Origin of the sequence: Bhargavaea cecembensis (assembly GCF_001619585.1) — a bacterium.
GTDB lineage: Bacteria > Bacillota > Bacilli > Bacillales_A > Planococcaceae > Bhargavaea > Bhargavaea cecembensis_A.
This window is the reverse complement of the sequence record NZ_LQNT01000011.1, coordinates 109725-123577: the sequence shown is the minus strand read 5'-3', so window position 1 is coordinate 123577 and position 13853 is coordinate 109725. Positions and strand designations below refer to the sequence as shown.

13 protein-coding genes and 1 pseudogene are annotated in these 13853 nt (G+C 55.5%); 7 read left to right on the top strand and 7 right to left on the bottom strand.

Features of this window, described 5'->3' with window-relative positions; all coding sequences use genetic code 11:
* Nucleotides 1-23: 23 nt before the first annotated feature.
* Both AV656_RS11190 and AV656_RS11185 read right to left on the bottom strand, forming a co-directional pair.
* Complete coding sequence (locus AV656_RS11190; RefSeq protein ID WP_063181986.1) at nt 24-428, bottom strand: hypothetical protein; 405 nt, start codon at nt 426-428, stop codon at nt 24-26.
* Nucleotides 425-877, bottom strand: coding sequence for a GNAT family N-acetyltransferase (locus tag AV656_RS11185; RefSeq protein WP_063181984.1), 453 nt, complete (start codon nt 875-877; stop codon nt 425-427). Before AV656_RS11185 ends, AV656_RS11190 begins: the two co-directional genes overlap by 4 nt.
* Before the next feature lie 177 nt (nt 878-1054).
* On the opposite strand from AV656_RS11185, the gene fumC reads away from it, so the two are divergent.
* From fumC to AV656_RS11165, 4 genes are all read left to right on the top strand, one after another.
* The gene (fumC, locus tag AV656_RS11180; protein WP_063181981.1) at nt 1055-2437 is read left to right on the top strand and encodes a class II fumarate hydratase; all 1383 of its coding nucleotides are present in this window, start codon (nt 1055-1057) and stop codon (nt 2435-2437) included.
* A gap of 118 nt (nt 2438-2555) precedes the next feature.
* Nucleotides 2556-3104: a PCYCGC motif-containing (lipo)protein gene (locus tag AV656_RS11175; protein ID WP_063181979.1), complete on the top strand. Its 549-nt coding sequence runs from the start codon at nt 2556-2558 to the stop codon at nt 3102-3104.
* A gap of 230 nt (nt 3105-3334) precedes the next feature.
* Complete coding sequence (locus tag AV656_RS11170) at nt 3335-3994, top strand: diphthine--ammonia ligase (RefSeq protein ID WP_063181977.1); 660 nt, start codon at nt 3335-3337, stop codon at nt 3992-3994.
* Complete coding sequence (locus AV656_RS11165; protein ID WP_063181976.1) at nt 3991-4599, top strand: tetratricopeptide repeat protein; 609 nt, start codon at nt 3991-3993, stop codon at nt 4597-4599. The genes AV656_RS11170 and AV656_RS11165 overlap by 4 nt, the downstream gene beginning before the upstream one ends.
* 62 nt (nt 4600-4661) lie before the next feature.
* Here the strand turns inward: AV656_RS11165 and AV656_RS11160 are convergent, their stop codons facing one another.
* The 4 genes from AV656_RS11160 to nfsA form a co-directional block, all read right to left on the bottom strand.
* Nucleotides 4662-5027, bottom strand: a complete 366-nt coding sequence (locus tag AV656_RS11160) for a helix-turn-helix domain-containing protein (RefSeq protein ID WP_063181975.1) — start codon at nt 5025-5027, stop codon at nt 4662-4664.
* 111 nt (nt 5028-5138) lie between these two features.
* Nucleotides 5139-5960 carry a purine-nucleoside phosphorylase gene (locus AV656_RS11155; protein WP_063181974.1) on the bottom strand — a complete coding sequence of 274 codons (822 nt, stop codon included), beginning with the start codon at nt 5958-5960 and terminating at the stop codon, nt 5139-5141.
* Between the two features lie 61 nt (nt 5961-6021).
* Nucleotides 6022-7200 (bottom strand): class I SAM-dependent methyltransferase, encoded by a 1179-nt coding sequence (locus AV656_RS11150; RefSeq protein ID WP_063181973.1) that lies wholly within the window; start codon nt 7198-7200, stop codon nt 6022-6024.
* A 46-nt stretch (nt 7201-7246) separates the two neighbouring features.
* Nucleotides 7247-7978: an oxygen-insensitive NADPH nitroreductase gene (nfsA, locus tag AV656_RS11145; RefSeq protein ID WP_063181972.1), complete on the bottom strand. Its 732-nt coding sequence runs from the start codon at nt 7976-7978 to the stop codon at nt 7247-7249.
* Nucleotides 7979-8103: 125 nt separating this feature from the next.
* On the opposite strand from nfsA, the gene AV656_RS11140 reads away from it, so the two are divergent.
* Together AV656_RS11140 and AV656_RS11135 are read left to right on the top strand one after the other, a co-directional pair.
* A complete protein-coding gene (locus tag AV656_RS11140) occupies nt 8104-9693 on the top strand; it encodes an FMN-binding glutamate synthase family protein (RefSeq protein ID WP_156484852.1) in 1590 nt (529 codons plus the stop codon).
* A 126-nt stretch (nt 9694-9819) separates the two neighbouring features.
* Nucleotides 9820-11466, top strand: a pseudogene (locus tag AV656_RS11135) (AMP-binding protein); the annotation flags it as partial.
* A 152-nt stretch (nt 11467-11618) separates the two neighbouring features.
* Here the strand turns inward: AV656_RS11135 and AV656_RS11130 are convergent.
* Nucleotides 11619-11990 (bottom strand): DUF2188 domain-containing protein, encoded by a 372-nt coding sequence (locus AV656_RS11130; protein ID WP_063181969.1) that lies wholly within the window; start codon nt 11988-11990, stop codon nt 11619-11621.
* Between the two features lie 313 nt (nt 11991-12303).
* Between AV656_RS11130 and putP the strand changes: the two genes are divergently transcribed.
* Nucleotides 12304-13791, top strand: a complete 1488-nt coding sequence (gene putP / locus AV656_RS11125) for a sodium/proline symporter PutP (RefSeq protein ID WP_063181967.1) — start codon at nt 12304-12306, stop codon at nt 13789-13791.
* Nucleotides 13792-13853: the final 62 nt, after the last annotated feature.

Sequence of the window (13853 nt, the reverse complement as noted above, 5' to 3'; positions counted from 1 at the left end):
CGTTTCCGGTCTGGCGGCCTCTTTTATCCTATTCGGAACAGGCGGCCGCGATGCGTCCTCACCCTGTAAAAAATGGCCGAGGTGACGGCGCCGGTACCGCCCAGCAAAAGGATACCGAAAAGATCAAGGCCCAGGTTGGCTTCGGACTCGATGTTCGGGACATTCATCACAATATAGAGAAGGGCCCCAAAAAACGCTCCATAGAAAATGAAATTGCCGAGGGACGAACGCGGGTCGTATTTGATGAGCATCTCACCGAACAGGCAGCCGATGAGTGCGAACGGGATGCCGAACAGGAGCAGGTAATAAAAGAAGAAAAAGCTCAGCCTGAACGTTTCCCCGCGAAAAAAGGAAATGACGGAAAACGCCATCAGAACCGTGCTGCTCATGGTCACGTATGAAGCGAGAAAGGCTGCAATAAACCTCACTTGGCTCCCGGATCCAGTTCATAATGGAAGAAAGCCTCATCACGCACGTATCCGTTTTTCTCGTACAGACGCTGTGCCGCGCGGTTATCCACCTCCGTACTCAGGCTGATGCTTGCTGCTCCGGTCTCCAGTGCCAGGCTCTTCGCTTTCTGGAGAAGCAACTCTCCAATGCCTTGGTTACGGGCGGTGGCATCCACATACAGGTCATTCAGGATCCAAGCCTTTTTCATGGAGATCGATGAAAACGTCGGATACAGCTGGGTGAATCCGAGGTATTCATTTTCCTTTTTCCTGACAGTGAAAATGACGGAATCAGCATTGGCCAGCCGCCCCCGCACATAACTTTCGGCCCCTTCCGGATCGGACGGCTGATTGTAAAACTCCCGATACAGGTTAAACAGGCGGGATACGCCTTTCAAATCTTCAATGGTAGCTTGAACAACTTCCATGTGCGTCCTCCCCTAAAATCAGTCAATGTTGCGAATGAGATTTCAAGAATAACAGAACTTACTAAAAATTGTCTAATGGGCTTGAATGACCGGCTGTGCCTTCTATTGTTTATTGACCGGAAATGTAGCAAAATAGAGAAGGATTGAATTTCAGCAGACCCGAAAGGATGAGGAATGATGGAATACCGCATTGAACGCGATACGATCGGCGAAATCCAGGTGCCTGCGGACAAGCTCTGGGGCGCGCAGACGCAGCGAAGCAAGCAGAACTTCAAAATCGGCTGGGAAAAAATGCCGATGGAAGTCGTCCGTGCATTCGCCAACCTGAAAAAGGCGGCTGCGATCACAAGCAATGAGCTCGGAAACCTGTCCGACGCGAAAGCAAAAGCAATCGCTGCGGCAGCAGACGAAGTGATCGAAGGCAAGCTCGACGACAACTTCCCGCTCGTTGTCTGGCAGACCGGTTCCGGCACGCAGTCGAACATGAACATGAACGAAGTGCTTGCTCACCGCGGCAACCAGCTGCTTGAAGAGTGGGGCGAGGAAGACCGCCTCCACCCGAACGATGACATCAACAAGTCGCAGTCGTCGAACGATACATACCCGACGGCGCTCCACGTCTCCGCAGTCGTTGCCGTTCTCAACGATCTTCTTCCGGCAATCGACAAGCTGAAGGCGACACTTGAAGACAAGTCGAAGCAGTTCGACGACATCATCAAGATCGGCCGTACGCACCTGCAGGACGCGACGCCGCTTACACTCGGCCAGGAAATCAGCGGCTGGGTGCGCATGCTCGAAAAAGATCGCGTCATGATTGAAACTGCAGTCGAGCAGATGAAAGAACTTGCAATCGGCGGCACAGCTGTCGGTACGGGACTGAACGCGCCGGCAGGCTTCGGCGACAAAGTCGCGGCGCAGATCTCCAAGCAGGTCGGCATTGATTTTACATCTGCGGAAAACAAGTTCCACGCGCTCACAAGCTATGACGAAGCCGTCTTCACACACGGCGCGATCAAAGCACTCGCGGCGGACCTCATGAAAATCGCGAACGACGTGCGCTGGCTCGCAAGCGGCCCGCGTTCCGGCATCGGCGAGATCACGATTCCTGCAAACGAGCCGGGCAGCTCGATCATGCCGGGCAAGGTCAACCCGACTCAGAGCGAAGCGCTGACAATGGTTGTTGCCCAGGTCATGGGGAACGACGCGACAATCGGATTTGCCGCAAGCCAGGGTAACTTCGAACTGAACGTCTTCAAGCCGGTCATCGCCTATAACTTCCTCCAGTCGGTACGCCTGCTGACTGACGGGATCATCAGCTTCAACGACAACTGCGCGGTCGGCATCGAGCCGAACCACGAGAAGATCCAGGAGCTTCTGGACAATTCGCTCATGCTCGTCACGGCGCTGAACCCGCACATCGGCTACGAAAACGCGGCGAAAATCGCGAAAACTGCCCACGCGGAAGGTTCCACTCTGAAAGAAGCGGCCATCAAGTCCGGCCTTCTGACAGAAGAGCAGTTTGATGAATACGTCGTTCCTTCTAAAATGATCGGACGATAAGATAGGATGCAGCCGGGGACTGGGGTCTCCGGCTGTTTTTATGTGGAGAGATGTCATCTTTTGCTCACAGCATCTGTCCGCGTCTTGCGGTATAGTGGTACGCAAAGGAGTGATCCACGTGAAGAAACGGTTCGTCTATATATTGGCCGCACTCGGGCTTGTCCTGTCCGCATGCGGCAATGACGCGGCAGGGGAGACCGATTCCCATAAAGATGAAGCCTCCCATGAAGGACACGACCATGCCGCTCCTGCAGAACGTGAAGTGAAGGAAGGCCAGACCGTGCTGCCGAATGGCGACCTCCAGGAGGTGACGGCTTCGGCGGAGGAGCTGCCGTCATTCCTCGATAACAAGCCGGAAGACATGCAGCTCGTCTACCAGGTGGCAGGTTCCGCGACGGAGATTCTGGAATGGATGCCGTGCTACTGCGGCTGCGGGGATAGCGCCGGCCATAAAAGCAACATGAACTGCTTTATCTCGGAAGTCCGCGAAGACGGCTCTGTCGTCTGGGATGACCATGGCACGCGCTGCCTCGTCTGCATGGAAATCGCGGTGGAATCCGTGAAGATGTTCCAGGACGGCAAGTCGCTTAAGGAAATCCGGGAGACGATCGATGAAACATATAATGAAGGCTATGCAGAGCCGACCCCGACGCCAATGCCGGCATAAGGGGGAAGCGGGGCGATAGAGCCCCGCTTTTTTAAATGGAGAAATTGAGGAGCCGACGCGAACCAGGCCTTTGCAGTCGCGAAATTAATCCGTGCCGACGCGAAATGGGCCCGTGCCGTCGCGAAACCACTCCGTGCCGACGCGAACCGGACCCGTGCCGACGCGAATCCTACCCAGGCCTCCGGATCTGCCGCCCATATGCTACACTCTCCCTAAAGGGGGACTATACGATGAACAATCAATCATTCTTCTCTTCCTGGAGCGGGGGCAAAGATTCGGCGTTTGCCCTGCACCGGGCGATCCAAAACGGCGGCAGGGCGGCGCGGCTGCTGACGATGTTCGACAGTGAGGGAGACCGCTCAAAGTCGCATGCGGTGAGCGAGGCTGTGATCCGCGCGCAGGCGGATGCGATGGGCATCCCGCTTGTGATCCGGCGCTCGGGGTGGATGAATTATAAGGAACAGTTCCTCTCGGGGCTGGATGAGATGAAAACGGCGGGCATCACGACAGGCGTGTTCGGGGACATCGACCTGGAAGATCACCGCAAGTGGGTGGTCGATACATGTGCGGAGAGGGGCATCGAAGCGCTGCATCCGCTCTGGGGCATGAGCCGAATGGAAGTGGTCCTGGCGTTTCTTGATGCCGGTTTCCGGGCGACGGTCGTTGTGGGTCACGATGAGCGCTTCCCGTCCGAATGGGTGGGGCGGGCGTTCGACCGCGAACTGATCAAAGACATGGAAAGCCGCGGTATCGACCCGTGCGGAGAAGCGGGCGAGTTCCATACACTTGTGACGGATGGCCCTGTCTTTAAAGAGCCGCTCCGCCTGCGGCAGTCCGCTGTCCTGAAACGTGACGGCTATTCCTTTGCACGGATGGAGCTGGCGGAATGAACGAAGCGTTTGAAGCATTCGAACGGGAGGACTGGACGGAGGCGGAGCGGCTTTACCGGGAGCAGCTTGCCGACCCGGAACAGGAAGAAAACGCGATGCATATGCTCGCGTTCACGCTGGCGATGAAAAAAGAATTCAACGAGTCACGCTCCCTCTACGAAAAGCTGCTCCGCAGAGCGGAACAGCATGATCAGGACAGAGCCGCCGCCATTGCGATGCACCAGCTCGGTATGGTCTGCCGGATGGAAGGGGATGCGCCATCCGCAACAAAGTGGCTGGAGCGGGAGCGTACCCTCCGCCGCGAAAGGCTTCAGGATGACCACGCCGGCCATTCGGCCAACGCCTGCGAATTCGGCGAAGCCGCTCTCCTGGAAGGGAAGCTTGAGGAAGCGATCGGGGCTTTCCGCCTCGCACTGCGTGAGGGGAAGAAAGCCAAAGATGACATGTGCATCGCCTGCGCCTGGCGTGGAATCGGACAGGCGAGCATCCGGTTCGGGCACAACCCGGGACCGGCTTATGAACAAAGTCTGGATGCCTTCCGGAGAGCCGGCGATGCCAAGGGCGAAGCAGAAGCCCGCCGCCTGCTGGAGCAACAGTCCGGATAAGGGCAAAATAAAAAGCGCCGAATGTCGGCGCTATTGCCGGACAACCCGCCCGGCATGGGCATTCAGATGACTGTATAGTCCTTTGGGCGGACGGTCCGCTGTGTTCGGATGAACGTCATCGCGTCCAATAGTTCGTCCTTCGACAACCGTCGGCCATCCAGACAAAGCTCATACTTGTCGAGCATATCGTCGGCCGCCTGTTTCATATCTACGGAAACGGGTTCGCGATTCAGCAAATAGTCAGTGGTCACTTCGAAGTAGTCTGCAAGGGCAATCAACTGGGGATAGGTTGGCAGTTTCTTGTCGAGCTCGAACGTCCAGATCAGGCTTTTGGCGACGCCGATCTTCTCTGCCAATTGGTCAGGGGACACATCATGCTGGATTCGGAGGGCTTTTAGCCGCTCGCCGAATGTGAGGGTCTCGTTCAATGCAAACACCTTTCTGTATAAAAGTTAGAAAATTTAAATTCCTCGTGTAGCATATCATATATTGCCTGAAAAATAAAACGACAACCCTTGGGGCTGTCGTTTTTTGCGTATTTATGCCATTTCGGCGAGTACACCTTTTACAAGGCCTGAGAATTTCGACCGCACCTGCGCGGCTACCTCAATGACTTCATCGTGGCTGAGCGGCTGATCCAGGATGCCTGCCGCCATGTTCGTCAGGCACGAAATGCCGAGTACGCGCATTCCGCCGTGGGCCGCGACAATGACTTCCGGTACGGTCGACATGCCGACCGCATCCGCGCCGAGCGTGCGGATCATCCGGATTTCAGCCGGTGTTTCATAAGTCGGCCCGCTCCACCAGGCGTAGACGCCTTCCCGGAGGCTGAAGCCGAGGCTGTCCGCAACGCCAAACGCCTTCGTCTGCAGTTCCTTGCTGTACACTTGCGTCAGATCCGGGAAGCGCGTACCGAGCTCCTCGTGGTTCGGCCCGATCAGCGGGTTGGTGCCGGTCAGGTTGAGGTGGTCAGTGATCAGCATGAGATCTCCCGGGCTGTAGTCCTTGTTCACCGAGCCGCAGGCGTTCGTGATGATGAGTTCTTCGATTCCGAGACCCTTCATGACGCGCACGGGGAACGTAACCTCCTCGAGCGAATAGCCTTCGTAGTAGTGGTAGCGGCCTTTCATCGCCGCGACGGTGACGCCGTTCAGCTTACCGATGACGAGTTCGTTTGCATGGCCAACAGCGGACGATGTCGCGAAATGCGGGATGTCTGAATAGGGGATGGTGATGGCTTCTTCAATTTCGTCGGCCAGCGAGCCGAGTCCGGATCCGAGGATCAGGCCGACTGTCGGGCTGTGTTCTGTCTTTTCTTGGATAAATGATGTGGCTTCCCAAATTTTATGGAACAGGTTCATCTGAATCTCTCCTCTTTTACGGGCAGGCCGGTGCCGCCCGATTCCTGCAGTGTTGATGTCCTCAGTCGAGGACCGGGGCGAGTTCGTTTTTCAGTTCCCGCTCCATGAATGGTTCTGCGCCCAGCATATCCCGGAATGCTTTGTAATGCGTTACCCTTGCCGTGTCCGGAGTCCGTCCGGTCTTGTAGGCGCGGATCATGATGTTTTTAGGCGTATGGGCCATGTCGATGAATTCCAGCAGCTGAGCCTCGTATCCGAGCAATCCCAGCAGTTCTGCCCGGATCGAGTCGGTCGCGAGCGCCGCGAAGCGCTCTTTGATGAGGCCGTGCTGGAGCATGACACCGAGTTCCGGCGCATCCAGCTGGCCGAACAGCTCGTGCTGGCAGCACGGCACGCTCAGGATGACATCTGCATCCCAGCGAACCGCGCGGGCAAGCGCCATATCAGTCGCGACATCGCAGGCATGCAGCGTCACGACCATGTCGACCGCCGTCTCGTCATTGTAGTCGTTAATGTCACCGACAAGAAACTCAAGGTCATCCCCATAGCCCAGATCGGATGCGATCTGCCAGCATTCTTCGATCACTTCCTTTTTCAGATCGAGACCGGTCACCCTGACGTCGAGTTCTTTTTCGACCCTCAGGTAGTGGTAAAGGGCGAACGTGAGATACGACTTGCCCGAACCAAAGTCGAGGATCCGGATGGTACGGTCCGTCGGCAGATGGGAAAGGCTGTCGGAGATGTACTCGGTAAACCGGTTAATCTGCCGGAACTTGTCCATTTTCCCTTTTTTCACTGTCCCGTCCTCGGTCTGCACGCCGAGCCGCACGAGGAACGGGTACGGTGTCCCTTCCTCTAGGATGTACTGCTTTTTGCGGTTGTGGGAGAGGTTCGGTGCCGCTTTCGTTTCGGACTGTTCGGTCTTCCAGGAAACCTTCAGCTTCTTCGAGAGCCTGATCTGCACTTCTTCGCCGGTGAAGGTTGCCTGCATCTGGCGGAAATTTCGGAGCATGCCGTCCAGGACGGGGCGTACTACTCCGGCCGGCACGTTTTCGTGCTTCAGGATGCGTTCGTACTGGTATTCAAACTGGATATGGAGCTCTCCACGAAGCTCGACGGGTTTCAGCCTGATGCGCTTCAGCTCCTCGGATTTGAGGCGGGGCTGGCTGATTGTCGCCTTGACCAGCGTGCCGTTCGCCAAGCGGGACGCAAGTGCATCGATCATCTCTTCAAATTCCAACGGTTGTCCTCCTTTCTGAAGGGAGATGGGGAGCTCGCGTCGATCCTTACTCGAATCGGAACCCTTGTTTTCCGAGGAATTCCTTCAGGTGCATACGGCGCGGTGACTTCAGGAATTCGGCCATGTCGCCTGACCATGTGGCGTCTTTCCGGTTGCTTCCGCGGTTCAGGTAGTAGTCATTCATCGTCCGGTCGTATTCCGGAAGCTGCTCTTCATACTTTTGACTATTGTACTCATTCTCATGCAGCACAGCGCTTACAGGCAGACGCGGTTTTACTTCATTGCGGAACTTCGGCACCCCGATCGTCATTCCGTAAAGCGGCGCGACGCCTTTCGGCAGGCCGAGAACTTCGCTGATTTCTTCGGGTGCGTTGCGGACGCCGCCGATATAGCAGATGCCGTAGCCTTCCGATTCAGCAGCAACGGCGACGTTCTGCGCGAACAATGCGGTATCGGTCACGCCGACGACGAGTGCTTCGGCGTTCGAATAGACGATGTTCTCGTCCTGAAGGGCCGCCGCCGCTTCCAGCCGGCGGAAGTCCATGCAGAAGATCAGTGCCGCACCGGCATTCAGGAATTGTTTGGGGTTTTTCGAAAGCTCCGCAAGTGCCTGACGCTTTGCCGGATCCGTTACGTGAATGACAGAATAGGCTTGGACAAAATGAGAACTCGCCGCGTGCTGGCCGGCGCTGACGAGCCGCTCGACCGTTTCACGGCTGAGCGTTTCATCCTCGTAATCGCGGACGGAGGAGTGGGAGGCAAGAAGATCGATAACCAACTATAAGACCCCTTTCATGTTTATGTAGTCATGCATACACCCTAGCTTATCAAAAGAGTTTTAGGGTAAACAATTTCTGAGGTCTGCACCAACGGAAAATACATATTGAAAGGAGAGAACGGAGGATGAGCTCTTTTTTTGAAAATGTGTCGCTGACGGCGATGATCCTGTTTATTTTGCTGATCATTGTACCGATCGCAACACTGATCTGGCTATTTTTCTATGACCGCGGGCAGAAGCAGCACTCAATCCTGCGGAATTTCCCGATTCTCGGGCGGGTCCGCTATTTTCTTGAGAAGACGGGACCGGAGTTCAGGCAATACCTGTTCTCGGATGACAACAGCGGAAAGCCGTTCAGCCGGGAGGAGTACCTGCATATGGTGCTTCCGGGCAAGTACAAAAGCTCGCTGATCGGATTCGGTTCAAAGAGGGATTTTGATGAACCCGGATATTACATCCGGAACGCGATGTTCACCAAGCAGAATGAAGAGATGCGTGTGGACAACGCTGACCTTGTCGACACCCGCCACTATGTGATCGACGATGAGGGACTGTTCACCCGCCGTGAGCATATGAAGGATATTCCGGCGCTGCCTTGGCTGCTGCCGCCGGATGACGCAGTCGTGATCGGGCCGGATTGCCGTGAGCCGTTCCATGTGCGCAGCCTGCTTGGCCAGTCGGCGATGAGTTTCGGGTCACTCGGCAAAAACGCCATCACCGCACTGTCGAAGGGCATCGGCATGGCGAAAGGCGCCTGGATGAACACCGGCGAAGGCGGCCTGTCAGACTATCACTTGTCAGGCGGACCGGAAATCATCGCGCAGATCAGCTCCGGCCTGTTCGGCTATCGGACCCCGGACGGGGAGTTTGATATCGAAAAGGTGAAAGAAAAGGCCGCCATCCCGAATGTCCGGGCATTTGAATTGAAGCTTGCACAGGGTGCAAAGATGCGCGGCGGGCACGTCGAAGGCTCGAAAGTAACAGAAGAGATCGCAAAAATCCGGACCGTCGAGCCGTACACGACAATCAACAGCCCGAACCGGTTCCGCGAGTTCGATGATTATCCGTCGATGTTCGAATTCATTGGCCATATTCGTGAGGTCGGGGGGAAGCCGGTCGGCATCAAGGTGGTCATCGGCAGCAAGAGTGAAGCCGATGAACTGGCGAATTGGATGCAGAAGACCGGAAAAGGCCCCGACTTTATCTCGGTCGACGGATCGGAAGGCGGTTCAGGCGCGACTTACCAGGATCTGGCGGACAGCCTCGGCCTCCCGATCAAGACGGCGCTCACGATCCTCGATGACTCTCTCCGCGAGCATGGTGTCCGCGACCGGGTGAAGATCATCGCCTCCGGCAAGATTACCACACCCGATAAAGCGGCCATCGCGCTCGCACTTGGAGCGGATCTTGTCCAGGTGGCCCGCGGCTTCATGATTTCCGTCGGATGCATCATGGCGCTGAAATGCCATACGAACGAATGTCCTGCAGGTGTCGCCACAACCGACGAGGACCTTCAGCGCGCACTTGTCGTCGACGAGAAAAAATACCGTGTCACAAATTACATCCTCACGATGCGCGAAGGGCTTTTCCGCATCGCCGCTGCGGCCGGCGTCGATTCTCCGACAAAACTGAACCGCAGTCACCTGGTCTACATGGATGAGAGGGGCCGTGCACATCCGGTGCAGACCCACGATGAGCACCTGAGTGTTCGATAACGATAACGATGGACACGCCGTCCTTAGGGAGCGGCGTGTTTTTCTGGTCTATCGTCTTCAATAAAGTTTCTAAACCCTCTGAAAAATGTGGTAACATACTGTTGAAAACGATTTCAAGGGGGCGTTTGGATGGCACTGCTCAATAAAACCGTCGGAGAAGTGGTACGGGACAAGGCACGGGAGTTTCCTGATGTGGAAGCCTACGTTTATCCGGAGCACGGAATCCGGAAAACGTACCGGGAATTCGACGAAGAGACGGACCGTCTGGCGAAAGCGTATCTCGGGATGGGGATCAAAAAAGGGGAACATGTGGCCATCTGGAGTGACAACAAGCGCCAGTGGTTTCTGAGCCAGTTCGCGAGCGGCAAGATGGGGGCCGTGCTCGTGACGGTAAATACCAACTATCAGGCAGCGGAACTCGAGTACCTGCTGAAGCAGTCAGAGTCGACAACACTCATCCTGGATGAGGGCTTCAAGGGGACGAGCTATATCGATATCGTCCGGCAGGTATGCCCGGAGGCGGAAGTCTCGGAAAAGGGCGAGATCATATGCAAGAGCCTCCCGAACCTGAAGCGTCTCATCCTCATGACGGAGCGCGATGAACCGGGGATGTTCAAGTGGTCGGAGTTCGAGGCGAAGGCTGACGGGGTATCAGATGAGGAACTGGAAGAAGTATTCCGGTCTCTTGACCCGGATGACGCCATCAATATGCAGTACACGTCGGGAACGACGGGCTTCCCGAAGGGCGTCATGCTGACTCACAACAACATCGTCAATAACGCACAACTGATCGGTGACCGGATGAAGTTGACCGAGAAGGATCGCCTGTGCATTCCGGTGCCGTTTTTCCACTGCTTCGGCTGCGTCCTCAGTACTTTGACCGCAGTGACACATGCGTCCACCTCTGTCATTATCGAGCAGTTTAACCCGCTGACCGTACTGAAGGTTGTGCAGGATGAGAAGTGTACAGCGCTTAACGGCGTGCCGACGATGTTCATAGCAGAGCTCCAGCATCCGGAGTTCAAGAGCTTTGACACATCGACACTCAGGACCGGCATCATGGCCGGCTCGACCTGTCCGATCGAAGTGATGAAACAGGTCATCAACGAAATGGGCGCCGAGGAAATCACGATCTGCTATGGCCAGACGGAATCCTCTCCGGTCATCACGCAGACCACGACGGATGATCCGATCGAGAAGCGTGTGGCAACGGTCGGCAAGCCGCATCCGCATGTCGAAGTGAAGATCATCGACCCGGTGACCGGAAAGGAAGTTGCCCAGGGGGAGCCCGGCGAGTTGTGCACACGCGGCTATCACGTGATGAAGGGTTACTATAACAATGAAGAGGCGACCCGGATGGCGATCGATGAAGACGGCTGGCTCCATACCGGCGACATCGCCGTGATGGACAAAGACGGCTACCTCGACATTACGGGCCGCATCAAGGACATGGTGATCCGCGGCGGGGAAAACATTTATCCGCGCGAAATCGAGGAATTCCTCTATACGCATCCGTCCGTGAGTGACGTCCAGGTTGTCGGTGTGCCAGATCCGAAGTACGGTGAAGAACTGATGGCCTGGATCATCCTGAAAGCGGGCGCGGAGGAGACGGAAGAGTCGGTCCGCGAGTTCTGCAAAGGGAAGATTTCCTACCACAAGATTCCCCGCTACATCGAGTTCATCGACGAATATCCGATGACCGCATCAGGCAAGATCCAGAAATTCAAGCTCCGCGAGATGTCCGAGGAACGCACCGGAATCGGGGCAAAATAATGGAAAGGCCGTCCCTGCATGGAACCCGGGACGGCCTTTTTTCGTGCAGTAGTATGTCAACGTCACAATGAACTAAAGCAACGTCTCGCTGAAGTTAATCAGCGTCTTCTCAAAATTATATGCAAAGAAAAAGACCGCATCCCATGCGGTCTTCACCCTTCATAAAGCGTATCTTCAAGTTCGCCATCGCCCTTATAAATTTTCAGCACCCCATTGCTGTCATTGACACGCGGCTTGGCTTTCTCGAGAAGGTCATCTTTTGTGTCCTCACGCAGAATGGCGCGGTCGCTTCCTTTTTTGCTGAGCACCCATTCTTCTCCGTCTTCCCTGACTTCGTATACCTGCCTTCCGTCGTCATCGTCTCCGTGTACGTATTCGCGCGCCTGGTCCATCGCGATCGGGATGGCACGGCTGTCTTCATAGCCGTCACGCACGAGGGCGTTGGCAATCTCGATCGCTTTCTCCCTGACCGGCTCGTCCAGGTTCTTGAACGAGTCCGGATAATCCTGATCATTCCATGGCATGCTGGATCGCCTCCTTATCCAAGGGAATTCCCTTGGATAAGGAGGTTAAACCTTGACCTAAAGTCTACTTAACGGACAGTTACTTCCGCCATTCGGACTGTTTCATCAAGCATTTGTTCAGGGGGCATCAACCGACACTCTCTTTGTCATCCCCAGTCGATTTCCCGGGAAATAATGGAGAGTCAGTTTGCTTATTTCCACTTTTTCGCCAGTATCATCTCTTTTCTTCTACTGATTTCTCATTTCTCCAAATTGGCAGTCATATAGGCTCAGGTCTTATGTTAGGATGGGTTACAGAAGGGGGAGTGAGATTGTGTCAGATACTACTTTCAAATTACTCGCAATCGTTATCTACATGGTGGCTATGCTGCTTATCGGCTGGTACGCCTACAGAAAAACTGCCAACCTCACGGATTACATGCTCGGCGGCCGCTCGCTCGGACCCGCGGTCACTGCACTCAGTGCCGGTGCGGCAGACATGTCCGGATGGCTGCTCATGGGGTTCCCGGGGGCCATCTATCTTGCAGGGCTGGGGGAGATCTGGATTGGGGTCGGCCTGACCACCGGTGCGTTTCTGAACTGGCTTTATGTTGCACCACGGCTCCGTACATACACACAGGTTTCAAGCAACTCAATCACCATCCCGAGCTATTTGCAGAGCCGTCTTAAGGACCGTTCGCCGTTTCTGCGGATTGCTTCCGGACTGATCATCCTGATATTCTTCACATTCTATGTATCTTCCGGAATGGTCGCGGGCGGTGTCTTCTTCGAGAGCTCGTTTGGCCTGAATTATCATACCGGTCTGATCATCGTTTCTCTTGTCGTTGTGGCCTACACGTTGTTCGGCGGGTTCCTCGCAGTCAGCTATACGGACTTTGTTCAGGGCATCATCATGTTCCTGGCACTGATCATGGTGCCGGTTGTCGGCGTCTTCCTGACGGGCGGACCGGCTGAGACCATCAGCACGATCCGTGAAGCCAAACCGGAACACCTGAGCCTTATTGCAGGCACGACGGCAGCGGGAGTCATCTCCTCGCTCGCCTGGGGGCTCGGCTATTTCGGCCAGCCGCATATCATCGTCCGATTCATGGCGATCAGTTCTGTCAAGGAGACCCGTTCCGCCCGCCGGATCGGAATCGGCTGGATGATGCTGAGCCTGATCGGTGCTTTGCTGACGGCACTTGTCGGATACGCGTATTTCCAGCAGAATCCGCAACTGACGCTGACCGATCCGGAAGCCATCTTTATTGAAATGGGGCAGGTCATTTTCCATCCGTTTATTGCGGGGATCATCCTTTCAGCGGTACTAGCGGCAGTCATGAGTACAATCTCATCCCAGCTGATTGTCACGTCTTCCGCGCTGGTTGAGGATTTGTATAAGGCAGTCATCAAGTCGGATGCTGAAGACAAGACCTATGTTCTGTACGGCCGTCTTGCAGTCCTGTTCGTTTCGCTTGTGGCATTCGCCCTGTCCTGGGAACAGAACGACACGATTCTGAAGCTGGTATCGTTCGCGTGGGCCGGCTTTGGGGCCGCATTCGGCCCGGTCGTCCTGCTTTCGCTGTACTGGCGCAAGCTCACATCCCAGGGGGCACTATGGGCTATGATCACCGGTGCGATCGTCGTCATGATCTGGGGCAACATCGATGCCCTCTCCGATACGCTCTATGAGATTGTTCCAGGATTCCTCCTTAGCCTGCTCGTGGCGGTGCTGGTCAGTAATGCGACCTACCGTCCGAACGAAGAGATCGAGCGTGAATTCACAGAATCTCTTGAGCTGCTCGAACGCGAGGACAAGTGAACAACACAACCGGGAAGCCGACTGGCTTTCCGGTTATTTTAATAGGAAAAAAACCGATCCGG